This is a genomic window from Streptomyces sp. NPDC002564 (genome assembly GCF_042889645.1).
Taxonomy (GTDB): Bacteria; Actinomycetota; Actinomycetes; order Streptomycetales; family Streptomycetaceae; genus Streptomyces.
The window spans coordinates 211,156-237,536 of record NZ_JBIARE010000008.1; the positions used below are offsets into that span (position 1 = coordinate 211,156).

At 73.0% G+C, this 26,381-nt stretch carries 23 protein-coding genes; 19 read left to right on the forward strand and 4 right to left on the reverse strand.

Going from position 1 to position 26,381, the window contains the following annotated elements; translation table 11 throughout:
* Window positions 1-2: 2 nt before the first annotated feature.
* The 12 genes from ACFYXE_RS27575 to ACFYXE_RS27630 all read left to right on the forward strand — a co-directional run bounded on the left by ACFYXE_RS27575 (window position 3) and on the right by ACFYXE_RS27630 (window position 15,199).
* Window positions 3-1,289 carry a dihydroorotase gene (locus ACFYXE_RS27575; protein ID WP_389316550.1) on the forward strand — a complete coding sequence of 429 codons (1,287 nt, stop codon included), beginning with the start codon at window positions 3-5 and terminating at the stop codon, window positions 1,287-1,289.
* Window positions 1,286-1,858 (forward strand): hypothetical protein, encoded by a 573-nt coding sequence (locus ACFYXE_RS27580; RefSeq protein WP_361168894.1) that lies wholly within the window; start codon window positions 1,286-1,288, stop codon window positions 1,856-1,858. The genes ACFYXE_RS27575 and ACFYXE_RS27580 overlap by 4 nt, the downstream gene beginning before the upstream one ends.
* Window positions 1,855-3,027, forward strand: a complete 1,173-nt coding sequence (carA, locus tag ACFYXE_RS27585; RefSeq protein WP_389316552.1) for a glutamine-hydrolyzing carbamoyl-phosphate synthase small subunit — start codon at window positions 1,855-1,857, stop codon at window positions 3,025-3,027. Before ACFYXE_RS27580 ends, carA begins: the two co-directional genes overlap by 4 nt.
* Window positions 3,020-6,328 carry a carbamoyl-phosphate synthase large subunit gene (gene carB, locus ACFYXE_RS27590; protein ID WP_389316555.1) on the forward strand — a complete coding sequence of 1,103 codons (3,309 nt, stop codon included), beginning with the start codon at window positions 3,020-3,022 and terminating at the stop codon, window positions 6,326-6,328. The genes carA and carB overlap by 8 nt, the downstream gene beginning before the upstream one ends.
* 87 nt (window positions 6,329-6,415) lie before the next feature.
* On the forward strand, window positions 6,416-7,522 hold the full coding sequence (locus ACFYXE_RS27595; RefSeq protein WP_389316557.1) for a quinone-dependent dihydroorotate dehydrogenase: 1,107 nt from the start codon (window positions 6,416-6,418) through the stop codon (window positions 7,520-7,522).
* Window positions 7,519-8,364 carry an orotidine-5'-phosphate decarboxylase gene (gene pyrF / locus ACFYXE_RS27600; protein ID WP_389316559.1) on the forward strand — a complete coding sequence of 282 codons (846 nt, stop codon included), beginning with the start codon at window positions 7,519-7,521 and terminating at the stop codon, window positions 8,362-8,364. The genes ACFYXE_RS27595 and pyrF overlap by 4 nt, the downstream gene beginning before the upstream one ends.
* A gap of 323 nt (window positions 8,365-8,687) precedes the next feature.
* The gene (locus ACFYXE_RS27605) at window positions 8,688-9,014 is read left to right on the forward strand and encodes an integration host factor (RefSeq protein WP_055564204.1); all 327 of its coding nucleotides are present in this window, start codon (window positions 8,688-8,690) and stop codon (window positions 9,012-9,014) included.
* A 38-nt stretch (window positions 9,015-9,052) separates the two neighbouring features.
* Entirely contained in the window at window positions 9,053-9,646 is a 594-nt protein-coding gene (gene gmk / locus ACFYXE_RS27610) for a guanylate kinase (protein WP_389316562.1), read from the forward strand.
* Between the two features lie 60 nt (window positions 9,647-9,706).
* Window positions 9,707-9,979 (forward strand): DNA-directed RNA polymerase subunit omega, encoded by a 273-nt coding sequence (gene rpoZ / locus ACFYXE_RS27615; RefSeq protein WP_005319902.1) that lies wholly within the window; start codon window positions 9,707-9,709, stop codon window positions 9,977-9,979.
* A gap of 57 nt (window positions 9,980-10,036) precedes the next feature.
* Complete coding sequence (gene coaBC, locus ACFYXE_RS27620) at window positions 10,037-11,281, forward strand: bifunctional phosphopantothenoylcysteine decarboxylase/phosphopantothenate--cysteine ligase CoaBC (RefSeq protein ID WP_361168875.1); 1,245 nt, start codon at window positions 10,037-10,039, stop codon at window positions 11,279-11,281.
* Window positions 11,282-11,703: 422 nt separating this feature from the next.
* Complete coding sequence (gene metK / locus ACFYXE_RS27625) at window positions 11,704-12,927, forward strand: methionine adenosyltransferase (RefSeq protein WP_389316565.1); 1,224 nt, start codon at window positions 11,704-11,706, stop codon at window positions 12,925-12,927.
* Between the two features lie 103 nt (window positions 12,928-13,030).
* On the forward strand, window positions 13,031-15,199 hold the full coding sequence (locus tag ACFYXE_RS27630) for a primosomal protein N' (RefSeq protein ID WP_389316568.1): 2,169 nt from the start codon (window positions 13,031-13,033) through the stop codon (window positions 15,197-15,199).
* 104 nt (window positions 15,200-15,303) lie between these two features.
* Here the strand turns inward: ACFYXE_RS27630 and ACFYXE_RS27635 are convergent, their stop codons facing one another.
* Window positions 15,304-15,858, reverse strand: coding sequence for a hypothetical protein (locus ACFYXE_RS27635; RefSeq protein WP_361180585.1), 555 nt, complete (start codon window positions 15,856-15,858; stop codon window positions 15,304-15,306).
* A gap of 294 nt (window positions 15,859-16,152) precedes the next feature.
* Here ACFYXE_RS27635 and fmt point away from each other — a divergent pair, with 294 nt between their 5' ends.
* Window positions 16,153-17,085, forward strand: coding sequence for a methionyl-tRNA formyltransferase (gene fmt / locus ACFYXE_RS27640; RefSeq protein WP_389316572.1), 933 nt, complete (start codon window positions 16,153-16,155; stop codon window positions 17,083-17,085).
* A 163-nt stretch (window positions 17,086-17,248) separates the two neighbouring features.
* A complete protein-coding gene (locus ACFYXE_RS27645; protein ID WP_389316575.1) occupies window positions 17,249-18,715 on the forward strand; it encodes an RsmB/NOP family class I SAM-dependent RNA methyltransferase in 1,467 nt (488 codons plus the stop codon).
* A 77-nt stretch (window positions 18,716-18,792) separates the two neighbouring features.
* Here the strand turns inward: ACFYXE_RS27645 and ACFYXE_RS27650 are convergent, their stop codons facing one another.
* A complete protein-coding gene (locus tag ACFYXE_RS27650) occupies window positions 18,793-19,707 on the reverse strand; it encodes a PDR/VanB family oxidoreductase (protein ID WP_389316578.1) in 915 nt (304 codons plus the stop codon).
* 49 nt (window positions 19,708-19,756) lie between these two features.
* A complete protein-coding gene (locus ACFYXE_RS27655; protein ID WP_361180588.1) occupies window positions 19,757-20,386 on the reverse strand; it encodes an MSMEG_1061 family FMN-dependent PPOX-type flavoprotein in 630 nt (209 codons plus the stop codon).
* 184 nt (window positions 20,387-20,570) lie between these two features.
* On the opposite strand from ACFYXE_RS27655, the gene ACFYXE_RS27660 reads away from it, so the two are divergent.
* The gene (locus ACFYXE_RS27660) at window positions 20,571-21,191 is read left to right on the forward strand and encodes a TetR/AcrR family transcriptional regulator (protein WP_389316850.1); all 621 of its coding nucleotides are present in this window, start codon (window positions 20,571-20,573) and stop codon (window positions 21,189-21,191) included.
* On the opposite strand, the gene ACFYXE_RS27665 is transcribed toward ACFYXE_RS27660, so the two are convergent.
* The gene (locus ACFYXE_RS27665) at window positions 21,166-23,358 is read right to left on the reverse strand and encodes an MMPL family transporter (protein ID WP_389316583.1); all 2,193 of its coding nucleotides are present in this window, start codon (window positions 23,356-23,358) and stop codon (window positions 21,166-21,168) included. The genes ACFYXE_RS27660 and ACFYXE_RS27665 overlap by 26 nt on opposite strands.
* 134 nt (window positions 23,359-23,492) lie before the next feature.
* Here ACFYXE_RS27665 and rpe point away from each other — a divergent pair, with 134 nt between their 5' ends.
* The 4 genes from rpe to ACFYXE_RS27685 all read left to right on the forward strand — a co-directional run bounded on the left by rpe (window position 23,493) and on the right by ACFYXE_RS27685 (window position 26,268).
* The gene (gene rpe, locus ACFYXE_RS27670) at window positions 23,493-24,179 is read left to right on the forward strand and encodes a ribulose-phosphate 3-epimerase (RefSeq protein ID WP_389316586.1); all 687 of its coding nucleotides are present in this window, start codon (window positions 23,493-23,495) and stop codon (window positions 24,177-24,179) included.
* Between the two features lie 78 nt (window positions 24,180-24,257).
* A complete protein-coding gene (locus tag ACFYXE_RS27675; RefSeq protein ID WP_389316589.1) occupies window positions 24,258-25,310 on the forward strand; it encodes a sugar-binding transcriptional regulator in 1,053 nt (350 codons plus the stop codon).
* A 101-nt stretch (window positions 25,311-25,411) separates the two neighbouring features.
* Complete coding sequence (locus ACFYXE_RS27680; protein ID WP_389316592.1) at window positions 25,412-25,831, forward strand: ribonuclease domain-containing protein; 420 nt, start codon at window positions 25,412-25,414, stop codon at window positions 25,829-25,831.
* Complete coding sequence (locus tag ACFYXE_RS27685) at window positions 25,831-26,268, forward strand: barstar family protein (RefSeq protein WP_389316595.1); 438 nt, start codon at window positions 25,831-25,833, stop codon at window positions 26,266-26,268. Before ACFYXE_RS27680 ends, ACFYXE_RS27685 begins: the two co-directional genes overlap by 1 nt.
* The last annotated feature ends 113 nt before the right edge of the window (window positions 26,269-26,381 follow it).

The window sequence follows — 26,381 nt, forward strand, 5'->3', positions numbered from 1 at the left end:
GCATGAGCAAGATCCTGATCCGTGGTGCGAAGGTGCTCGGCGGCGAGGCGCAGGACGTCCTGATCGACGGCGAGACGATCGCCGAGATCGGCAGCGGGCTCTCCGCCGAGGGCGCGACCGTCGTCGAGGCCGACGGCAAGGTGCTCCTGCCGGGCCTCGTGGACCTGCACACCCACCTGCGCGAGCCGGGCCGCGAGGACTCCGAGACCGTCCTCACCGGCACCCGCGCCGCCGCGTCCGGCGGCTTCACCGCCGTGTTCGCCATGGCCAACACCTTCCCGGTCGCCGACACCGCGGGCGTCGTCGAGCAGGTCTACCGCCTCGGCAAGGAGTCCGGCTACTGCGACGTGCAGCCCATCGGCGCCGTCACCGTGGGCCTGGAGGGCAAGAAGCTCGCCGAGCTCGGCGCGATGCACGAGTCGGCCGCCGGGGTCACCGTCTTCTCCGACGACGGCAAGTGCGTGGACGACGCGGTGATCATGCGCCGCGCCCTGGAGTACGTGAAGGCCTTCGGCGGTGTCGTCGCCCAGCACGCGCAGGAGCCCCGGCTCACCGAGGGCGCCCAGATGAACGAGGGCGTCGTCTCCGCCGAGCTCGGCCTCGGCGGCTGGCCCGCCGTCGCCGAGGAGTCGATCATCGCGCGCGACGTGCTGCTGGCCGAGCACGTCGGCTCCCGCGTCCACATCTGCCACCTCTCGACCGCCGGGTCCGTCGAGATCGTCCGCTGGGCCAAGTCCCGCGGCATCGACGTCACCGCCGAGGTCACCCCGCACCACCTCCTCCTCACCGACGAGCTGGTCCGCTCGTACGACCCGGTCTACAAGGTCAACCCGCCGCTGCGCACCGAGCGCGACGTCATGGCGCTGCGCGAGGCCCTGGCCGACGGCACCATCGACATCGTCGCCACCGACCACGCCCCGCACCCGCACGAGGACAAGGACTGCGAGTGGGCCGCGGCCGCCATGGGCATGGTGGGCCTGGAGACCGCCCTCTCCGTGGTCCAGCAGACGATGATCGAGACCGGCCTGCTGACCTGGGAGGCCGTCGCCGACCGGATGTCGGTGAAGCCCGCGCAGATCGGCGGGGCCACCGGCCACGGCCGTCCCGTCTCGGCAGGTGAGCCCGCGAACCTCGTGCTGGTCGACGCCGATTACCGTGGGGCAGTGGACCCCGCGGGCTTCGCCTCGCGCAGCCGCAACACGCCCTACGAGGGCCGTGAGCTGCCGGGCCGCGTCACGCACACGTGGCTCAGGGGCCGGGCCACGCTCGTCGACGGGAAGCTCACGTGACATCACTCCTGGAACTGGCCGCCGAGAAGGAATCGGCGGACGTCACCGACTGGGCCGCGCGCGCCGGCTGGGTCGTCGGACTCCTCCTGTTCATCGCGCTCGTCTACTGGCTGATGCGCGAGGGCTGGAAGTGGCGCGGCACGCTCCAGGGCGACCTGCCCGAGCTGCCCGCCGCGCCGGACGACCCGGGTCCGGCCACACTTGAGCTGAGCGGCCGCTACCACGGCTCGACCACGGCGGGACAGTGGCTCGACCGCATCGTGGCGCACGGACTGGGCACCCGCAGCCGGGTCGAGCTCACGCTCACCGACGCGGGCCTGGACGTGGTACGCCCCGGAGCGGCCGACTTCTTCATCCCGGCCGCGCAACTGCGCGAGGCCCGCCTCGACAAGGGCATCGCGGGCAAGGTCCTCACGGAGGGCGGTCTGCTGATCGTCACCTGGGAGCACGGCGGGAAGCTGCTGGACTCCGGGTTCCGCTCGGACCACGCCGCCGAGCAGGCCCAGTGGGTCGAGACGCTCAACAACATGACCGACAAGAACAGCACTACGGAAGGCACCGCACGATGACGACCTCCAAGCAGGGGATTGCCTCGCAGAGGAAGGAGGCGTCTCCCGCCGTACTCGTCCTGGAGGACGGCCGCGTCTTCCGCGGCCGTGCCTACGGGGCCGTGGGGGAGACCTTCGGCGAAGCGGTGTTCTCCACCGGCATGACCGGCTACCAGGAGACCCTCACCGACCCCTCGTACGACCGCCAGATCGTGGTCGCCACCGCCCCGCAGATCGGCAACACGGGCTGGAACGACGAGGACGACGAGTCGAGCCGCATCTGGGTCTCCGGGTACGTGGTCCGCGACCCCGCCCGCATCCCCTCGAACTGGCGCGCACGGCGCTCCCTCGACGACGAACTGGTCGCCCAGGGCATCGTCGGCATCAGCGGCATCGACACCCGCGCCCTCACCCGCCACCTGCGCGAGCGCGGCTCCATGCGCTCCGGCATCTTCTCCGGCGCGTCGCTCGCGACCGACGCCGAGCTCGTCGAGCGCGTCCTGGCCCAGCCCCCGATGAAGGGCGCCAGCCTCTACGAGGAGGTCGCCACCAAGGAGGCCTACGTCGTCCCGGCCGTCGGCGAGAAGAAGTTCACCGTCGCCGCCATCGACCTCGGCATCAAGGGCATGACCCCGCACCGCATGGCCGAGCGCGGCATCGAGGTGCACGTACTGCCCGCCACGGCGAGCGTCGAGGACGTCTACGCCGTCGACCCCGACGGCGTCTTCTTCTCCAACGGCCCGGGCGACCCGGCCACCGCCGAGGGCCCCGTCGCGCTGATGACCGCGGTCCTCGAGCGCCGGACGCCGCTGTTCGGCATCTGCTTCGGCAACCAGATCCTCGGCCGCGCCCTCGGCTTCGGCACGTACAAGCTGAAGTACGGCCACCGCGGCATCAACCAGCCGGTGCAGGACCGCACCACCGGCAAGGTCGAGGTCACCGCGCACAACCACGGCTTCGCCGTGGACGCGCCGCTCGACAAGGTCAGCGACACCCCCTTCGGCCGCGTCGAGGTCTCCCACGTCTGCCTCAACGACGACGTCGTGGAGGGGCTCCAGCTGCTCGACCAGCCGGGCTTCTCCGTCCAGTACCACCCCGAGGCAGCCGCGGGCCCGCACGACGCCGCGTACCTCTTCGACCGCTTCACGTCTTTGATGAACACCGTCCTGTTGGAGGGCCAGCGTGCCTAAGCGCACCGATATCCAGTCCGTCCTGGTCATCGGCTCCGGCCCGATCGTCATCGGCCAGGCCGCCGAGTTCGACTACTCAGGCACCCAGGCGTGCCGCATCCTCAAGTCCGAGGGCCTGCGCGTCATCCTCGTCAACTCCAACCCGGCGACGATCATGACCGACCCGGAGATCGCCGACGCCACCTACGTCGAGCCGATCACCCCGGAGTTCGTCGAGAAGATCATCGCCAAGGAGCGCCCCGACGCGCTGCTGCCCACCCTGGGCGGCCAGACGGCCCTCAACACGGCCATCTCCATGCACGAGCAGGGCGTCCTGGAGAAGTACGGCGTCGAGCTCATCGGCGCCAACGTCGAGGCCATCAACAAGGGCGAGGACCGCGAGCTCTTCAAGGGCGTCGTCGAAGAGGTCAACAAGAAGATCGGGCACGGCGAGTCCGCCCGCTCCTACATCTGCCACTCCATGGACGACGTCCTCAAGGGCGTCGAGGAGCTCGGCGGCTACCCGGTCGTCGTCCGCCCCTCCTTCACCATGGGCGGCGCCGGCTCCGGCTTCGCGCACGACGAGGAGGAGCTGCGCCGCATCGCCGGACAGGGCCTCACGCTCTCGCCGACCACCGAGGTGCTCCTGGAGGAGTCCATCCTCGGCTGGAAGGAGTACGAGCTGGAGCTGATGCGCGACAAGAACGACAACGTCGTGGTCGTCTGCTCCATCGAGAACTTCGACCCCATGGGCGTGCACACCGGTGACTCCATCACCGTCGCCCCGTCGATGACGCTCACCGACCGCGAGTACCAGACCCTGCGCGACATCGGCATCGCGATCATCCGCGAGGTCGGCGTCGACACCGGCGGCTGCAACATCCAGTTCGCGGTGAACCCCGAGGACGGCCGGGTCATCGTGATCGAGATGAACCCGCGCGTCTCGCGCTCGTCGGCGCTCGCGTCGAAGGCCACCGGCTTCCCGATCGCGAAGATCGCCGCCAAGCTGGCCGTCGGCTACACCCTCGACGAGATCCCGAACGACATCACGGAGAAGACCCCGGCGTCCTTCGAGCCGACCCTCGACTACGTCGTCGTCAAGGCCCCGCGCTTCGCCTTCGAGAAGTTCCCCTCGGCGGACTCCACCCTGACGACCACCATGAAGTCGGTCGGCGAGGCCATGGCGATCGGCCGCAACTTCACCGAGGCCCTGCAGAAGGCGCTGCGCTCGCTGGAGAAGAAGGGCTCGCAGTTCACCTTCGTCGGCGAGCCCGGCGACAAGGACGAGCTGCTGCGCGAGGCGGTGCGCCCCACCGACGGCCGCATCAACTGCGTCATGCAGGCCATCCGCGCGGGCGCCACCCCCCAGGAGGTCTTCGACGCCACGAAGATCGACCCGTGGTTCGTCGACCAGCTCTTCCTGATCAAGGAGATCGCCGACGAGCTGACCGCCGTCGAGAAGCTCCAGCCCGAGCTGCTCGCCGAGGCCAAGCGGCACGGCTTCTCCGACGCCCAGATCGCCGAGATCCGCGGCCTGCGCGAGGACGTCGTGCGCGAGGTGCGCCAGGCCCTCGGCGTGCGCCCGGTCTACAAGACGGTCGACACCTGCGCCGCCGAGTTCGCCGCGAAGACCCCGTACTTCTACTCGTCCTACGACGAGGAGAGCGAGGTCGCCCCGCGCGAGAAGCCCGCGGTCATCATCCTGGGCTCGGGCCCGAACCGCATCGGCCAGGGCATCGAGTTCGACTACTCCTGCGTCCACGCCTCCTTCGCGCTCAGCGAGGCGGGCTACGAGACCGTGATGGTCAACTGCAACCCCGAGACCGTCTCCACCGACTACGACACCTCCGACCGGCTCTACTTCGAGCCGCTCACCCTGGAGGACGTCCTGGAGATCGTGCACGCCGAGGCCGCGGCCGGACCCATCGCGGGCGTCATCGTCCAGCTCGGCGGCCAGACCCCGCTGGGCCTCGCCCAGGCCCTCAAGGACAACGGCGTACCGGTCGTGGGCACCTCGCCCGAGGCCATCCACGCCGCCGAGGACCGCGGCGCCTTCGGCCGGGTCCTCGACGAGGCCGGCCTGCCCGCCCCGAAGCACGGCACCGCGACGACGTTCGCCGAGGCGAAGGCCATCGCCGACGAGATCGGCTACCCGGTGCTCGTGCGGCCCTCGTACGTGCTCGGCGGGCGCGGCATGGAGATCGTCTACGACGAGACCCGGCTCTCCGCGTACATCGAGGAGTCGACCGAGATCAGCCCCTCGCGGCCGGTCCTCGTGGACCGCTTCCTCGACGACGCCATCGAGATCGACGTCGACGCGCTCTACGACGGCGAGGAGCTCTACCTCGGCGGCGTCATGGAGCACATCGAGGAGGCCGGCATCCACTCCGGCGACTCGGCGTGCGCGCTGCCCCCCATCACGCTGGGCGGCTTCGACATCAAGCGCCTGCGCGCCTCCACGGAGGGCATCGCCAAGGGCGTCGGCGTGCGCGGACTCATCAACATCCAGTTCGCGATGGCGGGTGACATCCTCTACGTCCTGGAGGCCAACCCGCGTGCCTCGCGCACCGTCCCCTTCACCTCGAAGGCGACCGCGGTGCCGCTGGCCAAGGCCGCCGCGCGCATCTCGCTCGGCGCGACCGTCGCCGAGCTGCGCGCCGAGGGCATGCTCCCGGCCGTCGGCGACGGCGGCACGCTCCCCATGGACGCGCCGATCTCCGTCAAGGAGGCCGTCATGCCGTGGTCGCGCTTCCGCGACATCCACGGCCGCGGCGTCGACACCGTCCTCGGCCCGGAGATGCGCTCCACCGGCGAAGTCATGGGCATCGACTCGGTGTTCGGCACCGCGTACGCCAAGTCCCAGGCGGGCGCCTACGGTCCGCTGCCGACCAAGGGCCGTGCCTTCATCTCCGTCGCCAACCGCGACAAGCGCTCGATGATCTTCCCGGCCCGCGAACTGGTCGCGCACGGCTTCGAGTTGTTCGCCACGTCCGGCACGGCCGAGGTGCTCAAGCGCAACGGCATCAACGCCACGGTCGTGCGCAAGCAGTCCGAGGGCGAAGGCCCGAACGGCGAGAAGACCATCGTCCAGCTCATCCACGACGGCGGTGTCGACCTCATCGTCAACACCCCGTACGGCACCGGCGGCCGCCTCGACGGCTACGAGATCCGTACGGCCGCCGTGGCGCGCTCGGTGCCGTGCCTGACGACGGTCCAGGCGCTCGCCGCGGCCGTCCAGGGCATCGACGCGCTGGGCCGCGGGGACGTGGGCGTCCGATCGCTCCAGGAACACGCGGAACACCTGACCGCGACCCGCGACTAGCAGCCCACAAGGGGGACACCGAAGCACACGGTGTCCCCCTTCTGGTGAGGACACCGGCTTCCGGTGAGAACACCGAGGACACTCTTCATGTACAAGCTCTTCTTCCAGCTCGTCTTCAAGCGGATGGACCCGGAGCGGGCCCACTACCTGGCCTTCCGCTGGATCCGCCTCGCGGCCCGCGTCCCGGTCCTGCGCACCTTCGTCGCGGCCGTCCTCGCGCCGCGCCACAAGGAGCTGCGCACCGAGGCCCTGGGCCTGCGGATGCACGGCCCCTTCGGGCTCGCCGCAGGCTTCGACAAGAACGCCGTCGCGATCGACGGCATGTCGATGCTCGGCTTCGACCACATCGAGATCGGCACGGTCACCGGCGAGCCGCAGCCCGGCAACCCCAAGAAGCGGCTCTTCCGCCTGGTGCAGGACCGCGCGCTGATCAACCGCATGGGCTTCAACAACGAGGGCTCGGCGGCCGTCGCGGAGCGCCTGGCCGCCCGCGACGCGGTGTTCCGGACCGTCGTGGGCGTGAACATCGGCAAGACCAAGGTCGTCCCCGAGGAGGAGGCCGCCGCCGACTACGTGAAGTCGACCGAGCGGCTCGCCCGCCACGCCGACTACCTCGTCGTCAACGTGTCGTCGCCCAACACCCCGGGGCTGCGCAACCTCCAGGCCACCGAGTCGCTGCGGCCGCTGCTCACCGCCGTGCGCGAGGCCGCCGACCGCAGCGTCCAGGGCCGCCGGGTCCCGCTCCTTGTCAAGATCGCCCCGGACCTGGCCGACGAGGACGTCGACGCGGTCGCCGACCTGGCCGTCGAGCTCGGCCTGGACGGCATCATCGCCACCAACACCACCATCGCGCGCGAAGGCCTCGGGCTGACCTCCGACCCGGCGCTGGTCAAGGAGACCGGCGGCCTGTCCGGCGCCCCCCTCAAGGAGCGCTCCCTGGAGGTCCTGCGCCGCCTCTACGCGCGCGTGGGCGACCGGATCACGCTCGTGGGCGTCGGCGGCATCGAGACTGCCGAGGACGCCTGGCAGCGCATCCTCGCGGGCGCCACCCTGGTCCAGGGCTACAGCGCCTTCATCTACGAGGGGCCCTTCTGGGGCCGCGCGATCCACAAGGGCCTCGCCGCCCGGCTGAACGCCTCCCCGTACGCCACCCTCGCCGAGGCCGTCGGCGCCGACGTCAGGAAGTCCGCATGAGCGCCCTCGAACCCTTCGGCACGCGCCTCCGCCACGCCATGGACGAGCGCGGGCCGCTGTGCGTCGGCATCGACCCGCACGCCTCCCTGCTGTCCGCGTGGGGCCTGAACGACGACGTCGCGGGCCTGGAGCGGTTCACCGGGACCGTCGTCGAGGCCCTGGCGGGCACCGTCGCGGTGTTCAAGCCGCAGAGCGCCTTCTTCGAGCGCTTCGGCTCGCGGGGCATCGCCGTCCTGGAGAAGGCGGTCGCCGAGCTGCGGGCGGCCGGCGCCCTGGTCGTGATGGACGCCAAGCGCGGCGACATCGGCTCGACCATGGCCGCGTACGCCGAGACCTTCCTGCACAAGGACGCACCGCTGTTCAGCGACGCGCTGACGGTCTCGCCCTACCTCGGCTACGGCTCGCTGAAGCCGGCCGTCGACCTCGCACGGGAGAACGGCGCGGGACTCTTCGTGCTCGCCCTCACCTCCAACCCCGAGGGCGCCGAGGTGCAGCACGCGGTGCGCGAGGACGGCCGCACGGTCGGTGCCACGGTCCTGGCCCACCTGGCCGCGGAGAACGCGGGACAGGAGCCCCTGGGCTCCTTCGGTGCCGTCGTCGGGGCGACGCTGGGCGACCTGTCCTCGTACGACCTCGCGGTCAACGGCCCGCTCCTGGCGCCCGGGATCGGCGCGCAGGGGGCGACCCCGGCCGACCTGCCCGGCGTGTTCGGCGCGGCCGTACGCAATGTCGTGCCGAGCGTCAGCCGGGGCGTGCTGCGGCACGGACCCGATGTCACGGGCCTGCGCGATGCCGCGACGCGCTTCGCGGACGAGATCGGGGCGGCGGTCGCGGCGGCCTGAGCGGGGCGACGAGGGCCGCGCACACGTTCCGTCGACGGTTCGGCGAGAGGCCACCGAGGGGTCGCCGGGGGTCCGGGGACTCAAATCCGGGGAGAAATGCCGGATATGTCCGGCTCGGCAGAGGCTGACCAGGACTTTTCGTCTGTTCTCGCTGACTCCGGCGGCCATGCCCGCTAGTCTCCGACGAGTGGGGGTCCCCTCCACGCCTTTCGAGGTAGTGGGGGACAACGGGCAAGCGCGTTGCACGTTGCTCCCCTGGTGTGGGGCGACTAGGTTCCTCACCGGTCCGTATCCGACAGTTCGACATCCGAGGTGACGTAGGCGTGGCTCTTCCGCCCCTTACCCCTGAACAGCGCGCAGCCGCGCTCGAAAAGGCCGCCGCGGCTCGCCGGGAGCGGGCCGAGGTCAAGAATCGACTCAAGCACTCCGGCGCCTCCCTTCACGAGGTCATCAAGCAGGGTCAGGAGAACGATGTCATCGGCAAGATGAAGGTCTCCGCCCTCCTGGAGTCCCTGCCGGGCGTGGGCAAGGTCCGCGCCAAGCAGATCATGGAGCGTCTTGGCATCTCCGAGAGCCGCCGTGTGCGCGGTCTCGGCTCCAACCAGATCGCGTCGCTCGAGCGCGAGTTCGGCGGCGGTGCCGCCGGCTGATGTTCTCGGGCACTCCTGAGAACCTGGATAATCGCTGCATGGCTGCAACATCCCGGGGGACGACCCCCGTGCCCCCGGACGTACGTCCGCGGCTGACCGTGCTCTCCGGCCCCTCCGGGGTCGGCAAGAGCACGGTCGTCGCTCATATGCGCAAAGAACACCCCGAGGTCTGGCTCTCGGTCTCGGCCACCACCCGCAAGCCGCGCCCCGGTGAGAAGCACGGCGTCCAGTACTTCTTCGTCTCCGACGACGAGATGGACAAGCTCATCGCCAACGGCGAGCTCCTGGAGTGGGCCGAGTTCGCGGGCAACCGCTACGGCACCCCGCGCCGCGCGGTGATCGAGCGCCTGGAGGCGGGCGAGCCCGTCCTCCTGGAGATCGATCTGCAGGGCGCGCGCCTGGTGCGCGAGTCGATGCCCGAGGCGCAGCTCGTCTTCCTCGCCCCGCCGAGCTGGGACGAGCTGGTCCGCCGGCTCACCGGCCGCGGGACCGAGGCACCCGAGGTCATCGAGCGCAGGCTCGCCGCCGCCAGGGTGGAGCTCGCCGCGGAGGCCGAGTTCGACACGACCCTCGTCAACACCTCCGTCGAGGACGTGGCCCGTGAGCTGCTAGCCTTGATGAAGGTTCTTTGATCTTTAACCCTGTCTTGACTTCTGGTCTCGACTTCATTTGATCCCATCGGAAGGCAGAGAGTGTCCTCTTCCATCACCGCGCCCGAGGGCATCATCAACCCGCCGATTGATGAGCTGCTCGAAGCCACCGACTCGAAGTACAGCCTCGTGATCTACGCCGCCAAGCGCGCGCGCCAGATCAACGCGTACTACTCGCAGCTCGGTGAGGGCCTCCTGGAGTACGTCGGCCCCCTCGTCGACACGCACGTCCACGAGAAGCCGCTGTCGATCGCGCTCCGCGAGATCAACGCCGGCCTGCTGACCTCCGAGGCCATCGAGGGCCCGGCTCAGTAAGCGGTTCGTACCTTCACCACAGGCCCGGCAGCACGGCTGCCGGGCCTGTGGTGTGTCATGGAGTCGTACGCATCCGAGTGCGGGGAGACGAAGGCAGTGGCCGAGAAGCCGAAGGTAGTCCTGGGGGTCAGCGGTGGCATCGCCGCCTACAAGGCGTGCGAGCTGCTGCGCAGGCTGACCGAGTCGGGCCACGACGTACGCGTCGTGCCCACCGAGTCGGCGCTGCACTTCGTCGGTGCCGCGACCTGGTCCGCGCTGTCCGGCCACCCCGTCTCGACCGAGGTCTGGTCCGACGTCCACGAGGTGCCGCACGTCCGCATCGGCCAGCACGCCGACCTCGTGATCGTCGCCCCCGCCACCGCCGACATGCTCGCCAAGGCGGCCCACGGCCTCGCCGACGACCTGCTCACCAACACGCTCCTGACCGCCCGCTGTCCGGTGGTCTTCGCGCCCGCCATGCACACCGAGATGTGGGAGCACCCGGCCACCCAGGAGAACGTGGCGACGCTGCGCCGCCGCGGCGCGCTCGTCGTCGAGCCGGCCGTCGGCCGGCTCACCGGCGTCGACACCGGCAAGGGCCGCTTCCCCGACCCCGTCGAGCTCTTCGAGGTCGTCCGCCGGGTGCTGGCGCGCGGCGACCGGCCCCGGGACCTCGCGGGGCGGCACGTCGTCGTGAGCGCCGGCGGCACCCGTGAGCCCCTGGACCCGGTCCGCTTCCTGGGCAACCGCTCCTCCGGCAAGCAGGGCTACGCGCTGGCCCGCAGCGCGGCCGCGCGCGGCGCCCGGGTCACGCTCGTCGCGGCCAACGCCGCGCTGCCCGATCCGGCGGGCGTCGACGTCGTGCCGGTGGGCACCGCCGTCCAGCTGCGCGAGGCGGTCCTGAAGGCCGCGGGCGACGCCGACGCCGTGGTGATGGCGGCCGCCGTGGCGGACTTCCGCCCCGAGACGTACGCGGCGGGCAAGATCAAGAAGAAGGACGGCCAGGAACCGGCCCCCATCGCGCTGGTGCGCAACCCCGACATCCTGGCCGAGATCGCGGGGGAGCGGCCCCGCGCGGGACAGGTGGTCGTCGGCTTCGCCGCGGAGACCGACGACGTCCTGGCCAACGGCCGCGCCAAGCTCGCCCGCAAGGGCTGCGACCTGCTGGTCGTCAACGAGGTCGGGGAGCGGAAGACCTTCGGCTCCGAGGAGAACGAGGCGGTCGTGCTCGGCGCCGACGGCAGCGAGACACCGGTGCCGTACGGCCCCAAGGAGGCCCTCGCGGACACGGTCTGGGACCTGGTCGTCCCCCGGCTGTCCTGACCGTGCGCCACCCCGTCTCACCATCCGGACGGCGAAGTGTCCGGTTCCTGGGCCCGCGGTTCGCCTCTCGGCGGAACTCGGCCACATTTCGGCGGCTCTCTTGACGGGGTCCGCACGGGCAGGGCTGAATGTCATCTTCGCCCCAGCGGGCGCCTCGCACCCCGGGAAATCCTGGGAAAAACCGGGAGAAAACCCGGGGAAAGCCCGGAGAAGGCCGGGGAAAGCGGGGCGCGAGACCCGCTGGGGGAGACCGATCGTCGTACCGCGCAACGCAGTGCCGCAGGTCACAGGCCTCCCAAGTGGCGAGACATGTGGACCGGCGGCCGAGTGTGACCGATAAACTGGTCTCGGACGACGCCGGGCGCAGCTCCCGGCCGTCCACCCATGATCAGCCAGCAGCCGCTGCAACCACAGGGAGCGATGTGTCCCGGCGCCTCTTCACCTCGGAGTCTGTGACCGAGGGTCACCCCGACAAGATCGCTGACCAGATCAGCGACACCATTCTCGACGCGCTTCTGCGGGAGGACCCGACGTCCCGGGTCGCCGTGGAGACGCTGATCACGACCGGCCTCGTCCACGTGGCCGGTGAGGTCACGACGAAGGCGTACGCGCCGATCGCGCAGCTCGTGCGCGACAAGATCCTCGAGATCGGTTACGACTCCTCGAAGAAGGGCTTCGACGGCGCCTCCTGCGGCGTCTCGGTGTCCATCGGCTCGCAGTCCCCCGACATCGCGCAGGGCGTCGACACCGCCTACGAGAAGCGTGTGGAGGGCGCCTCCCAGCGGGACCAGGAGGACGAGCTCGACAAGCAGGGCGCCGGCGACCAGGGCCTGATGTTCGGCTACGCCTGCGACGAGACCCCGGAGCTCATGCCGCTCCCGATCCACCTCGCGCACCGGCTCTCGCGGCGCCTCTCCGAGGTCCGCAAGAACGGGACGATCCCCTACCTGCGTCCCGACGGCAAGACCCAGGTCACCATCGAGTACGACGGCGACAAGGCCGTCCGCCTCGACACGGTCGTGGTGTCCTCGCAGCACGCGAGCGACATCGACCTGGACTCGCTGCTCGCGCCCGACATCCGCGAGTTCGTCGTCGAGCCCGAGCTGAAGGCCCTCCTCGAGGACGGCATCAAGCTGGAGACCGAGGGCTACCGCCTCCTGGTCAACCCGACCGGACGCTTCGAGATCGGCGGCCCGATGGGTGACGCCGGCCTCACCGGCCGCAAGATCATCATCGACACCTACGGCGGCATGGCCCGCCACGGCGGCGGTGCATTCTCCGGCAAGGACCCGTCCAAGGTCGACCGCTCCGCGGCGTACGCGATGCGCTGGGTCGCCAAGAACGTCGTCGCGGCCGGCCTCGCGGCCCGCTGCGAGGTCCAGGTCGCGTACGCCATCGGCAAGGCCGAGCCGGTCGGTCTCTTCGTCGAGACCTTCGGCACGGCCACGATCGACACGGACAAGATCGAGTCGGCCATCGGCGAGGTCTTCGACCTGCGCCCGGCCGCGATCATCCGCGACCTCGACCTGCTCCGCCCGATCTACTCGCAGACCGCCGCGTACGGCCACTTCGGCCGGGCGATCCCCGACTTCACGTGGGAGCGCACGGACCGCGTGGACGCGCTGCGCGCGGCGGCGGGGCTCTAGTCCCCGCCCGGCACGGCTCCGATGAGGCCCGGCACTCCCGCGAGGGGTGCCGGGCCTCATCGTTCTCCCGGCGGTGTCCGAGCCGTCTGGTAGGAATGCAGCTGTGAGCAGGGAGAACGAAGAGTCCGGGGCGGGGGGTGCCGAGGAGCCCGAGCAGCTCGCGCTCATCCGGGAGTCGGTGCGTACGGCCAAGGTGCCGCGGGCCAAGCCGCGGACGTGGCGGGGTGCCGCGCTGGCTAAGGAGCTGCCCGTCGCGCGTGTGCTCGTCGACAAGGGCGTGCTGCACCTCGACCGGTACTTCGACTACGCCGTGCCCCAGGAGCTGGACGCCGAGGCGCAGCCGGGGGTGCGGGTCCGGGTGCGGTTCGGGGCGGGGTCGCGCAATGTCCGCCAGGGGCGGCGCGAGGGCGGCGGGCTGATCGACGGCTACCTCGTCGAGCGGCGCGCCGAGAGCGACTACAGCGGTCCGCTGGCCGCCCTGGCCCAGGTCGTGTCGCCGGAGCCGGTGCTCGACGCGGGGCTCCTCGGGCTGGCCCGGGCGGTGGCCGACCGGTACGCGGGCAGCCTCGCCGACGTGCTGCAGCTGGCGATCCCGCCCCGGCACGCGCGCGCCGAGTCGCGGGTCTCGCCCGCGCCGCCCGCGCCGCCCGCCGCACCCGAGCCCGGCAGCTGGCGCCGGTACGGGCACGGTCCGGAGTTCCTGCACGCGCTGGCCTCCGGGGGAGCGCCACGGGCCGTGTGGACCGCGCTGCCCGGACCCCGGTGGGCCGAGGAGATCGCCTGCGCCGTGCAGGCCACGCTGGCCTCGGGCCGGGGCGCCCTCGTCGTCGTACCGACCGGACGGCCCGCCGCGCGCGTGGACGCCGCGCTCACCGAGCTGCTCGGCACGGGCCGGCACGCCCTGCTGACCGCCGACGCCGGGCAGGAGCGCCGCTATCAGGAGTGGCTCGCCGTGCGGCGCGGCGCGGTGCGGGCCGTGGTCGGCACACGGGCCGCCATGTTCGCGCCGGTACGGGACCTGGGCCTGGTCGTCGTCTGGGACGACGGCGACTCCAACCACAGCGACGACAACGCCCCCTTCCCCCATGTGCGGGAGGTCCTGGAGCTGCGCGCCACGCGCGACAAGTGCGGCTTCCTGCTGGGCAGCGCGAGCTGCACGGTGGAGGCGGCGCAACTGGTCGAGAGCGGCTGGGCCGTGCCGCTCGTCGCCGACCGCGAGCAGGTGCGCGGGGCCGCGCCGCTCGTGCGCACGGTGGGCGACGGGGACCTGGCGCGGGACGAGGCGGCGCGGGCCGCGCGGCTGCCCTCGCTCGCCTGGCAGGTCGCGCGCGAGGGGCTCAAGCACGGGCCCGTCCTGGTGCAGGTCCCGCGGCGCGGCTATGTGCCGCGGCTCGCCTGCGAGCGGTGCCGCGAGCCCGCCCGGTGCCGGCGCTGCGCCGGGCCGCTGGAGGCGCAGGAGAGCGGTGCCGCGCTGCGGTGCGGCTGGTGCGGCGTCGAGGAGGCGGCCTGGCACTGCGAGTCCTGCGGCGCGTTCCGGCTGCGGGCGCAGATCGTGGGCGCGCGCAGGACCGCCGAGGAGCTGGGGCGTGCCTTCCCCGCGGTGCCGGTGCGGACGTCGGGCCGCGAGCAGGTGCTCGACACGGTGCCGGGGACACCGGCGCTGGTGGTGAGCACGCCGGGGGCCGAGCCCGTCGCCGAGGGCGGTTACGCGGCGGCGCTGCTGCTCGACGGGTGGGCCATGCTCGGGCGGCCCGACCTGCGGGCGGGCGAGGACGCGCTGCGGCGCTGGATCGGCGCCTCCGCGCTGGTGCGTCCGCAGGGCTCGGGCGGCACGGTCGTGGTCGTCGCCGAGCCCACGCTGCGGCCGGTGCAGGCCCTGGTGCGCTGGGACCCGGTGGGGCACGCGGTCCGTGAGCTCGCCGAGCGGGCGGAGCTGGGGTTCCCGCCGGTGTCGCGGATGGCGTCGGTGTCCGGTCCGCCCGAGGCGCTCACGGAGTTCCTCGCGGGGACCGAACTGCCGGGCGACGCCGTGGTGCTGGGGCCCGTGCCGGTGCGGGACACCGGCCCCGGGGCCACCCGCAAGGGCGGCGGCGCGCCCGCCGGGGAGCAGGCGGAGCGGGTCCTCCTGCGGGTCCCGCCGGGCAGCGGCGCCGCGCTCGCGGCCGCGCTGAAGGCGGCGCAGGCCGCGCGGATGGCCCGGGGCGCCAAGGGCGCGCGGGAGGCGGGGGGCGAGCCGGTGCGGGTGCGGGTGGACCCGCCGGACATCGGCTGACGGACGCCGCGCCCGTCGGCGGCCGACGCCGTTCGGGGAGCCGGGCAGGACGTGCAGATGCCCCCTCGCCCCGGGGAGCGAGAGGGCATGGAGGGGGCGCGGGGTCAGCCGTTGCGGGGGCCGGGGAAGGCCGTCGGCCTGGTCTCTTCGCGGAGCGTCGGGCTGCCCGCCGTCGGCTGGGTCGGCATGGCGCGGGCGGCGGGGACGGACGGCAGGGGGACACCGACGGGCAGCGCGCGGGTGGCCGTGGACGTCACGGCCTGCGCCGGGGTCTCGGTGGCACGCTCCGCCTCGGCCGCCGCCTGCGTGGTGGCCCTGCGCGCGCCGTAGCGGCGGTGGACCGCCTGCTTGGTGACACCGAGGGCCGAGCCCACCGCGTCCCACGAGAACCCGAGCGAGCGGTCGAAGTCGACCGCGGCGGTGACCAGCGTCTCGACGCTGTCCCGCAGTTCCTGGGCGAGGCGGACGGTCGGGGCGGGGGCCCGCCCGTACACGACGAAGCCCGCGGACGGGCTGGAGCGGCGCGGGCGGTAGACGTTGCCGAGCTGGGCGGTGAGGGTACGCAGTGCGTCCACCTGCCGGCGGACCCGCTCGATGTCCCGCACCAGCAGGTGCAGGCTGGCCCGTGCCTGGGCGTCGTGGGTTGCGTGGTCGGCCATGAACAAGCCTCTCGAACCGGCGTTGAAAAGGATCGGGCCGCGGCGGCGGCCCGTTGTGGTCAACTCTTTCTTGACCAACGCGCTAGTTCGTGTGGGGTCACGGTGCAGGGGCGTATGCGCATATGCACAGGGCGCGCGCCCATTCGTACGCCCCCGGCGGCCGCGGCGGCCCGTGGACCGCCCGACGGCGACCCGGACCCCGGGCGGACCGTCCCGGGCGGGCGCGGGGAGCGGCCCATAGACTGGTGCGCTGCCGTCGCCCCACCCTTGACCAGAGATCCGAGGTACCCCCGAGTGAAGCTCGTCTTCGCAGGCACTCCCGAGGTCGCCGTCCCCGCCCTGGACGCGCTGATCGCCTCCGACCGGCACGAGGTGGCCGCCGTCGTGACCCGTCCGGACGCGCCCGCGGGCCGGGGCCGCAGGCTGGTCGCGAGCCCGGTCGCGGAGCGTGCGCAGGAGGCCGGCATCGAGGTGCTCAAGCCCGCGAAGCCGCGCGACGAGGAGTTCCTGGCGCGGCTGCGGGAGATCGGTCCCGACTGCTGCCCCGTCGTGGCCTACGGCGCGCTGCTGCCCGAGGTCGCTCTGGAGGTACCGGCCCGCGGCTGGGTCAACCTGCACTTCTCGCTGCTGCCCGCCTGGCGCGGCGCCGCCCCGGTGCAGCACGCGGTGATGGCGGGCGACGAGATCACCGGGGCCTCCACCTTCCTCATCGAGCGGGGGCTCGACTCCGGTCCGGTGTACGGCACGGTCACCGAGGAGGTGCGGTCCACCGACACCAGCGGCGACCTCCTGACCCGGCTCGCCTTCGCGGGCTCGGGGCTGCTCGTCGCGACCATGGACGGCATCGAGGACGGCAGCCTGACGGCGGTGCCGCAGCCCGCCGACGGCGTCACCCTCGCCCCCAAGATCACCGTCGAGGACGCGCAGATCGACTGGGCCGCCCCGGCCCTGCGCGTCGACCGGGTGGTGCGCGGCTGCACCCCCGCGCCCGGCGCCTGGACCGTCTTCCGCGGCGAGCGCCTCAAGGTCATCCAGGCCGCGCTCGTCCCGGACCGCACGGACCTCGCGCCCGGCGAGCTGGCCGCCGCCAAGAACAACGTGTACGTCGGTTCCGGATCGCACGCCGTCGAGCTGCTCTGGGTCCAGCCGCAGGGCAAGAAGCCGATGCGCGGCGCCGACTGGGCGCGCGGGGTGCGGATCGCCGCGGGGGAGCGGGCCGGCGCCTAGATCCTGTCCGTGACGTCCACTCCGCCGGGCGGCGTCCGGCACGTGCTCTCGCCGCACCGGGCGTGAGGCCGGGTGCGGCAGGGGGCGAGTGGAGGCGGGTGGGAGCGCGGGCGCGGGCGACGTAGGCTGGACAGGTTCGACCCATTCCAGCAGCGGAGCACCTTTGAACGACCAGCCGAACCGGCGTCCCCAGTCCTCCGGCAAGTCCGGCAAGCCGGGCCGCCCGGGCAAGTCCGGCAAGCCCTACCGCCGCCCCCAGCGGGACCCCGTCCGCATCCTGGCCTTCGAGGCGCTGCGGGCCGTGGACGAGCGCGACGCGTACGCGAACCTCGTCCTGCCGCCGCTGCTGCGCAAGGCCCGCGAGAAGGGCGACTTCGACGCCAGGGACGCGGCCCTCGCCACCGAGCTGGTCTACGGCACGCTGCGCCGCCAGGGGACGTACGACGCGATCGTGGCGGCCTGCATCGACCGGCCGCTGCGCGAGGTCGACCCGCCGGTCCTCGACGTGCTGAACCTGGGCGTGCACCAGTTGCTGGGCACCCGCATCCCGACGCACGCCGCCGTCTCCGCCTCGGTGGAGCTGGCCCGCGTGGTGCTCGGCGACGGCCGCGCCAAGTTCGTCAACGCCGTGCTGCGCAAGGTCTCCCAGGACGACCTGGACGCCTGGGTGGAGAAGGTGGCGCCGCCCTACGACGAGGACGCCGAGGACCACCTCGCCGTCGTCCACTCGCACCCCCGCTGGGTCGTCTCGGCGCTGTGGGACTCGCTCGGCGGCGGCCGCGCGGGCATCGAGGACCTGCTGGAGGCCGACAACGAACGGCCCGAGGTGACGCTGGTGGCTCGGCCGGGGCGGGCCACCGCGGACGAGATCCTGGACTCCGTGGGCGAGGAGTCCGCGCTGCCCGGGCGCTGGTCCCCCTATGCCGTCCGGCTCAGCGAGGGCGGGGAGCCCGGCTCGCTGGAGACCGTGCGCGAGGGGCGCGCGGGCGTGCAGGACGAGGGCAGCCAGCTGGTCGCGCTCGCGCTGGCGAACGCCCCCGTCGAGGGCCCCGACCGCGCCTGGCTCGACGGCTGCGCGGGCCCCGGCGGCAAGGCGGCCCTGCTCGCCGGGCTCGCCGCCCAGCGCGGGGCCGTCCTGCTCGCCTCCGAGAAGCAGCCGCACCGGGCCGGCCTCGTCGCGCAGGCCCTCGCCGGGAACCCCGGGCCGTACGCCGTGATCGCGGCCGACGGCACCCGCCCTCCGTGGCGGCCCGGCACGTTCGACCGCGTCCTGATGGACGTGCCCTGCACGGGACTCGGCGCGCTGCGCCGCCGGCCCGAGGCGCGCTGGCGCCGTCGTCCGCAGGATCTGGAGGGCTTCGCACCGCTGCAGCGCTCGCTGCTGCGCACGGCGCTGGAGTCGGTGCGGGTCGGCGGTGTCGTCGGGTACGCGACGTGCTCGCCGCACCTCGCGGAGACCCGCGCGGTCGTCGACGACGTCCTCAAGCAGACCGGCGGCGCCGAACTGCTCGACGCGCGGCCGCTGATGCCGGGCGTCCCCGCGCTGGGCGACGGCCCGGACGTCCAGTTGTGGCCGCACCTGCACGGCACGGACGCGATGTATCTGGCGCTGATCCGGCGCACGGCCTGACGGCACGGCACGGCACGGCAGGGCACGGCGCGGCGCGGGACGTCGTACCGCCGGCGGCACGCCGTCCCGCGCCGGACTCAGACGTCCAGGCGCAGTTCCGGGCCGAGCGCCCGGGACACGCACGCGTACATGCGGCCCGCGGGGGCGCCGATGTCGTCGCGGTGGTCCGGCGTGCCGGAGAGCACGGTGACCTCGCAGCTGCCGCAGACGCCCTCGCGGCAGCCCGCGAGCACCGGGCGCCCGGCGCGCCGCAGGGCGTCGAGGAGCGACTGTTCGGGGCCGACCGGCACGCTCTCCCCGGAGCGGGCGCACACCGCGGTGAAGGCGGTGTTGGGGGCGAAGGTCCGCACGGCCGGGCGGAAGCGCTCCGTGCGGAGCCGCCCGGCGGGGAAGGCGGCCTGCGCCGCGGCGAGCATCGGGGCCGGTCCGCAGCAGTAGACGAGGGCCTCGGGCGCCACGGCGGCGGCCAGCGCCGCGAGGTCCGGCCTGCCGTCCCGCGCGGTGACCACGAGCCGCACCCGGTCGCCGAAGCGCGCGCGCAGTTCGTCGGCGAACGGCATGGCCGACGCCGACCGCCCCACGTAGACGAGGGTGGCGGGGACGTCCGCCCGCACGGCCGCGGACAGCATGGGCAGCAGCGGGGTGATGCCGATGCCGCCCGCGAGGAACAGGTACTCCGGGGCCGGCAGCAGCGGGAAGTGGTTGCGGGGCGCCGACACGTCCAGGGCGCGCCCCGGCCGCAGGTAGTGGTGGACGTACTCCGAGCCGCCGCGGCTGAGCGGGTCGTGGCGCACCGCGACGCGGTAGTGCTCCGGGTCGGCCGGATCGCCGCACAGCGAGTACGAGCGGGTCAGCCAGTTGGGCAGCGTCAGGTCGATGTGCGCGCCCGGCTCCCAGGACGCCAGGGGGCCGTCGGCGGCGCGCAGGACGAGCGAGACGACGTCGTCGGCGACGGGGTCGACGCGGTCGATGACGGTGTGCTGCACCTGCATCGGGTGATTCACCTCGGGACGGTTCGGTGGGACGGGGTGTGACGGCGGGTCAGTACAGCGCGTGATAGGCGTCCTCGAGGCCGTCGTCGAGGACCTGCGGGTCGATGTCGAGGCCCAGCTGGGCGGTGACGAGCTCGCCCGCCGAGGGCATCTCGTCGGCGAGCGCCTGGCTCGCGGGGTCCCACAGGCGGGAGCGGACCAGCGCGCGGCCGCAGTGGAAGTAGGCCTGCTCGACCTCGACGACGATCGCGAGGACGGCCTCCCGGCCCTCGGCGTGCATCCGGGCCAGGACGTCGGGCTCGTCGGTGGGGTACGCGCTGCCGTTGACCCGCAGCACTTCGCGTACGCCGGGGATGAAGAAGCAGAGCCCGACCCCGTCGTTCTCCGCGAGGTTGCGGAAGGAGTCGGCCATCTTGTTGCCGGGGCGGTCGGGCATCGCGAGGGTGCGCTCGTCGAGGACCTTCACGAAGCCCGGGTAGTCGCCGCGCGGCGAGCAGTCGGCGCGGCCCGCCGCGTCGGCCGTGGCCAGGCTGAGGAAGGGGGAGTGCGCGATGAAGCGGCGGACGTGCGGGTCGATGCGGTCGCGGACCTTCGCCTCGATCAGGGCGTCGGGCGCGCCGAGCAACTCGCGGACCGCGGCCGGGGAGAGCCGCCGGGGACGGACGCGGGCAGGTGTCACGAAGGCTCCTTGGGCCGAGGGGCGGGGCTGCGGGGAAGGGGGTGACGGCCGGGGTGGGGCTCGTGTCGTACGTCCCCCACGCCCGTGTCGGCCGTGCCTGCTTACCCGCAGGTCGTGGCACCATTGTGAGCAATTACTCGCATCGCGCGCTACTCGCATTGGGGGCGTGACCAGGAGGGTGGCCATGGCGGCGGACCGGCACTCGCTTCGTGCACGTAAGGAGCCGCGGCAGGCGCGCGCCGAGCTCACCCGGCAGCGCATCCTCACCGCGGCTGCTCACGTTTTCGCCGAACACGGGTACGCGGCGGGGACCACGAACCGGATCGCGGAGCACGCGCGGATCTCCATCGGATCGCTGTACCAGTACTACCCGAACAAGGACGCGATCCTGCTGGAGCTGGTGACCCGGCACCTGGAGGCCGGGCGGCTCTCGCTCATGGCGCACCAGCACGGCGAACAGCCCGAGTCCATCGAGGAGATCATGCGCGGAGTCGTCCGTTCCGTGATCGGCAACCACCTCGACGACCCGAAGCTGCTGCAGGTCATGATGGAGCAGACGCCGCGCGCCCCGGAGCTGACGGAGAAGGTCACGCGGTACGAGCGGGAGCGGGTGGCCTTCACCCGCGACCTGCTGGCACGCCATCCCGAGGTCCGCGTCACCGACGTCGACGTCGCCGCCCATCTCGTCGTGGCCACCGTCGAGACCGTCGTCCACCAGCTCGTCGCCGCGCCGCGTGCCGTCGACGCCGGGCGTCTGGAGGACGAGCTCGTCGCCATGGTCACGCGGTATCTGACGGTGCCCTAGCGGCCCCGGGGGCGCTCGGCGCGGGGGCGGCGGGCGGTTCCGGGCGCCGGGACAGCGGGTGCGGCCACCACACCCCGGGCCCCACGTCCAGGAACAGCGACGTCACCAGGACCGACCGTACGACGAAGGTGTCGAGCAGGACGCCGAGGGCCACCGCGAAGCCGATCTCGGCGAGCGCCACCATCGGCAGCGTGCCGAGCGCGGCGAACGTGCCCGCGAGGACCAGGCCCGCCGAGGTGATGACCGCGCCGGTCGCGGCAAGACCCGTCAGGACGCCCGCGCGGGTGCCCCGGCGGCCGGCCTCCTCGCGGATGCGGGTCGACAGGAAGATGTTGTAGTCGATGCCGAGCGCGACCAGGAACACGAAGACGAAGAGCGGGAAGTCGGTCGGCTCGCCCGCGTAGCCGAAGAGATGGCGGAAGGCGAGCGCGCTCAGGCCCAGCGCGGCGGCGAAGGACAGCACCACCGTGGCGATCAGCAGGAGCGGGGCGAGGACCGCGCGCAGCAGTACGGCGAGGATCACCAGGACCACGAGCAGGACCAGCGGGATGATCAGCTTGTTGTCGTGGGCGGTCGCGCGGTCCATGTCGAGCAGGGCCGCCGTGCCGCCGCCCACCTTTGCGTTCGCGTCGGGGATCGCGTGCACGGCCGCACGCACCCGTGCCACGGTCGCCTTGGCGGCCGCGCCGTCCGGCGGGTCGACCGGCGTGGCCTCCAGGAGCACCGCGCCGCCCCGCTCCGCCTTCGTGCCCGGCGCCCGCGCGACGCTGTCGGGCACCACGCCCCGGGCGGCGCGGACGACCCGCACGACCTCGTCGGCCCGCGCCGCGTCCGCCACGATCACCAGCGGGTCGCCGGAGCCCGCGGGGAAGTGCTCGGCGAGCACCTCCTGGCCGGTGACCGAGTCCGGTTTCCCGGTGAACGCGTCCGCGTTGCCGAGGCCGTCGGCCCGCAGTTGCAGCAGTCCGAGGGAGAGCAGCGCGAGGGCCGCGGCCGTGACGCCCCAGATCAGCCGGGGCCTGCGGTCGATGCGCCGTCCGGTGCGGGCCCACAGGCCGCGCTCGGTCGGCTCGGCGGAGCCGTGCTGCGGGATCAGCGGCCAGAAGAACCACCGGCCGAAGATCACCAGGAGGGCCGGGAAGAGCGACAGCATGGCGAGGAGGCCGACGGTGACCCCGACCGCGGCGACCGGGCCGAGGCCGCTGGTGGAGTTCATCTCGGCGGCGAGCAGCACCAGCATGCTCAGGACGACCGTCGCGCCGGAGGCCAGGACCGCGGGGCCCGCCCGGTGCAGGGCGAGGGCCATCGCCTCGTGGCGGTCCTCGTGCCGGCGCAGCTCTTCGCGATAGCGAGCGACCAGGAGCAGGGCGTAGTCCGTCCCCGCGCCGAAGACGAGCACCGTCAGGATGCCCGCGCTCTGCCCGTTGACGGTGAGGTCCGCGTGCTCGGCGAGCAGGTAGACCAGGGCCTGGGCGGTGAACAGCGCGATGATCACGGCGAGCAGCGGCGCCAGCAGCAGCGTCGGGCTGCGGTAGGTGAACAGCAGGATCACCACGACGATGCCCGCCGCCGAGAGCAGCAGGGTCGAGTCGATGCCCTCGAACGCCTCGGCGGAGTCCGCCGCCGTGCCGCCCGGCCCGGTCACGTGCACGGACAGGCCGTCGCCGCCGTGGCCCACCCGTGCCCGGACCGAGTCCACGGCGGGCCCGATGCGCTCCCAGCCCCCGGCGTCCATGGTGATCGGGACGAGGACCTGGGCCGCCTCGGCGCGCGTCTTCCTGTCCTGGACGGGCCCGCGCGTCTCGGCGCCGCGCACCCCGTTCGCCCGCAGCTCCTCGATCTGGCGCACGTCCTCGGCGATCCGGGCGCGGTCCCCGGCGGTGAGGCCGCCCTCGCGGGCGTACACGACGACGGCCGGGATCACCTCGGGGCGGAACTCGGCGGAGAGGTCGAGTACGTGGGTCGACTCCGCGGAGCCGGGCAGCCAGGACTCCGCGTCGTTCTCCTGGGCGTCGGTGAGCTTCTGCGCCAGAGGCGCGGCGACGATGATCACCACCAGCCAGAACAGCACCACCAGCCACTTGGTGCGCCGCCCGCACACCAGCCGCGCCACCGACCGCCGGTCCCCGCTCCGCCCGCGCCGGCCCTGCCCCTGAACGTCCGCCATGGCTTCCCCCCGCCTGCCGTGCGCGGTGCCGCTGGACCGTCCAGCATGGCAGCCGGGGTGCGGCCGCGGGAGCCGCTGGGCCCGAGCGGTGGACTGCGGTCAGCAACACGCGCCGGGCATGGCAGGCTTGGGGCATGGCCGTGCAGATCAACCCCAGCATCCTGTCCGCGGACTTCTCCCGCCTTGCCGAGGAGGCGAAGGCCGTCGAAGGCGCCGACTGGCTCCATGTCGACGTGATGGACTACCACTTCGTCCCGAACCTCACCCTCGGGGTGCCGGTCGTAGAGTCGCTGGCCCGCGCGACGGACACGCCTCTGGACTGCCACCTGATGATCGAGGACCCCGATCGCTGGGCCCCGCAGTACGTCGAGGCGGGTGCCGGATCGGTCACCTTCCACGCCGAGGCGGCCGCCGCCCCGGTCCGGCTCGCGCGCGAGATCCGCGCCAAGGGGGCCCGCGCCTCGATGGCGCTGAAGCCCGCGACGCCCGTCGAGCCGTTCGAGGACCTGCTCCCCGAGCTCGACATGCTGCTGATCATGACGGTCGAGCCGGGCTTCGGCGGCCAGGCGTTCCTGGACATCATGCTGCCCAAGATCCGCCGCACCCGTGAGCTGATCGCCAAGCACGGCCTGGAGATGTGGCTGCAGGTCGACGGCGGTGTCTCGGCCGAGACCATCGAGCGCTGCGCCGAGGCCGGCGCCGACGTCTTCGTCGCGGGCTCCGCGGTCTACGGCGCCAAGGATCCGGCGGAGGCGGTACGTTCATTGCGCACCCAAGCCGAGGCAAAGACCGCGTCAAGCGGCTGGGGATGCGACCACTGAGCCACGGGAACGTGAACGCAGTCCGCCAGGGCTGATCAACCAGGCCGGATCTGCAAGGATGAACGGCGAACCCAGTTTGTGAACAGCAGTGAGGAGAGCGCCGTGTCGGCCATGTCGGCGGGTCGGTCAGCCATGCGGATGGGACCCGCGGAGCTGGTGCAGGCGGCGGCCATGGCCCGCCGCTTCTACCTCGAGGGCAAGTCCAAGATCCAGATCGCCGAGGAGTTCGGCGTCAGCCGCTTCAAGGTGGCCCGGGTCCTGGAGACCGCCCTGGAGCGGGATCTCGTACGCATCGAGATCCGGGTGCCCGCCGAGCTGGACGCGGAGCGCTCGGACGCGCTGCGCGCCCGCTACGGCTTGCGGCACGCCGTCGTCGTGGAGTCGCCGGCGCCCGCCGACGAGATCGACGAGTCGCCCGACCCGGAGAACCTCGGCGAGGTCGCCGCGGACCTCCTGGGCGAGCTGGTCACCGAGGGCGACGTGCTCGGCCTGGCCTGGGGCCGCTCCACGATCCACATGGCGGCCGCGCTGAACCAGCTGCCGCCGTGCACCGTCGTGCAGCTGACCGGGGTCTACGACGCCGGGACCGCGGAGCGCGGCTCGGTCGAGGCCGTCCGCCGCGCCGCTCAGGTCTCCGGCGGCGAGGCCCACCCGATCTACGCGCCGATGCTGCTGCCCGACCCCGCCACCGCGGCGGCGCTGCGCAACCAGACCGGCATCGCCCGCGCCTTCGAGTACTTCGACAAGGTCACGGTGGCCTGCGTCTCCATCGGCTCCTGGGAGCCGGGCATCTCCACCGTCCACGACATGCTCAGCGACGAGGAGCGGGCCCACTACGCCTCGCTGGGCGTGGCCGCCGAGATGTCCGCGCACCTCTTCGACGCGGAGGGCCGCCGGGTCGGGCGTGACCTCGGCGAGCGGTGCATCACCGTCGAGACGGACCGGCTGCGGCGCATCCCCGAGGTGGTCGCCATCGCCGGCGGGCGCAGGAAGGCCGCGGCGATCGACGCGGTGCTCCGGTCCGGGCTCGTCACCAGCCTGGTCACCGACACGGCGGCGGCCGATCAGCTGCTGGTGGCGGGGGCGCCGCCGCGGCCCGCGCTGAACCGCGCGGACCCCGACGGCAGCTGATTCCGCACGGGGCGCAATTCCGCACGGGGCGCAATTCCGCACGGGGGCGCAGGGGGTGGTTCCCCGCGCCCCTTCCGGGGTGCTGTGGCAAGGTCTGACGCATGCTGACCCGGATCGTCCCCCGCGCGCTGGGGGTGCTCCTCGCCTGTCTCGCCGTCCTGGTGGCCGGATGCTCGTCGGGCGGCGGCGGAAGCCGGGACGCCCCCGCTTCCGCGTCCGCCTCGGTGCCGGCCTGGGCGCGCGGCATGGCCACGGTCCCGGCCGACCGGCTGCCCGCCGAGGCCCGGCGGACGCTGCGCCGCATCGACGACGGGGGCCCCTTCCCGTACGAGAAGGACGGCACCGTCTTCGGCAACTTCGAAGGGGAGCTGCCGCGCCGGCAACGCGGGCACTACCGCGAGTACACCGTCCGCACGCCCGGCGAGCGCGACCGCGGCGCCCGGCGGCTGGTCACCGGCAGGGACGGCGAGATCTACTACACCGACGACCACTACGCGTCCTTCAAGGCGGTGCTCAGGTAATGCCCGGCGGTACTGACAGCGCACCCGACCCGCTCGCCCCCGTGCTCGACGCGGCGCGCGGCGCGGGCTGGACCACCGCGACGCTCTCCCTGGACGGGGTGAGTGACAAGGCCGCCTTCATGGAGCGCTGCGCGCGGGGCCTCGGCCTGCCCGACTGGTTCGGGCGCAACTGGGACGCGCTGGCCGACTGCCTCACCGACCTGTCCTGGGCGCCCCGCGCGCGCGGGCGGCTGCTCGTCGTCTCCGGCTGGCAGGCGTACGCGGACGCGGCGCCGGGGGAGTGGGCCGTCGCCCAGGAGGTGTTCTCCTCGGCGGTCGAGCACTGGCGCGGCGCGGAGACCGGCCTGGAGATCGTCCTGGCTCTGGGGCCCGCCGGATCCCTCGGCCCCGTCGACACCGCCGGGCCCGGGACCGGCACGGAGCGTGGCAAGGAGTGAACCGTGCGTTCCGCTTCGGTGGCCCGCTTGGACGATCCGACCACGCCCCCCTGACCTGCCTGGGTGATCGTCCCAGGCGGTACGACCCCGGCGGCATGGGACAATGAAGTACG

What these genes read in the sequence shown, in the direction of transcription:
- ACFYXE_RS27575 (WP_389316550.1), top strand. Translation starts at nt 3, where the DNA reads ATGAGCAAGATCCTGATCCGTGGTGCGAAGGTGCTCGGCGGCGAGGCG.
- carA (WP_389316552.1), top strand. Translation starts at nt 1,855, where the DNA reads ATGACGACCTCCAAGCAGGGGATTGCCTCGCAGAGGAAGGAGGCGTCT.
- ACFYXE_RS27595 (WP_389316557.1), top strand. Translation starts at nt 6,416, where the DNA reads ATGTACAAGCTCTTCTTCCAGCTCGTCTTCAAGCGGATGGACCCGGAG.
- pyrF (WP_389316559.1), top strand. Translation starts at nt 7,519, where the DNA reads ATGAGCGCCCTCGAACCCTTCGGCACGCGCCTCCGCCACGCCATGGAC.
- gmk (WP_389316562.1), top strand. Translation starts at nt 9,053, where the DNA reads ATGGCTGCAACATCCCGGGGGACGACCCCCGTGCCCCCGGACGTACGT.
- coaBC (WP_361168875.1), top strand. Translation starts at nt 10,037, where the DNA reads ATGGAGTCGTACGCATCCGAGTGCGGGGAGACGAAGGCAGTGGCCGAG.
- ACFYXE_RS27635 (WP_361180585.1), bottom strand. Translation starts at nt 15,858, where the DNA reads ATGGCCGACCACGCAACCCACGACGCCCAGGCACGGGCCAGCCTGCAC.
- ACFYXE_RS27650 (WP_389316578.1), bottom strand. Translation starts at nt 19,707, where the DNA reads ATGCAGGTGCAGCACACCGTCATCGACCGCGTCGACCCCGTCGCCGAC.
- ACFYXE_RS27660 (WP_389316850.1), top strand. Translation starts at nt 20,571, where the DNA reads ATGGCGGCGGACCGGCACTCGCTTCGTGCACGTAAGGAGCCGCGGCAG.
- ACFYXE_RS27665 (WP_389316583.1), bottom strand. Translation starts at nt 23,358, where the DNA reads ATGGCGGACGTTCAGGGGCAGGGCCGGCGCGGGCGGAGCGGGGACCGG.
- rpe (WP_389316586.1), top strand. Translation starts at nt 23,493, where the DNA reads ATGGCCGTGCAGATCAACCCCAGCATCCTGTCCGCGGACTTCTCCCGC.
- ACFYXE_RS27680 (WP_389316592.1), top strand. Translation starts at nt 25,412, where the DNA reads ATGCTGACCCGGATCGTCCCCCGCGCGCTGGGGGTGCTCCTCGCCTGT.
- ACFYXE_RS27685 (WP_389316595.1), top strand. Translation starts at nt 25,831, where the DNA reads ATGCCCGGCGGTACTGACAGCGCACCCGACCCGCTCGCCCCCGTGCTC.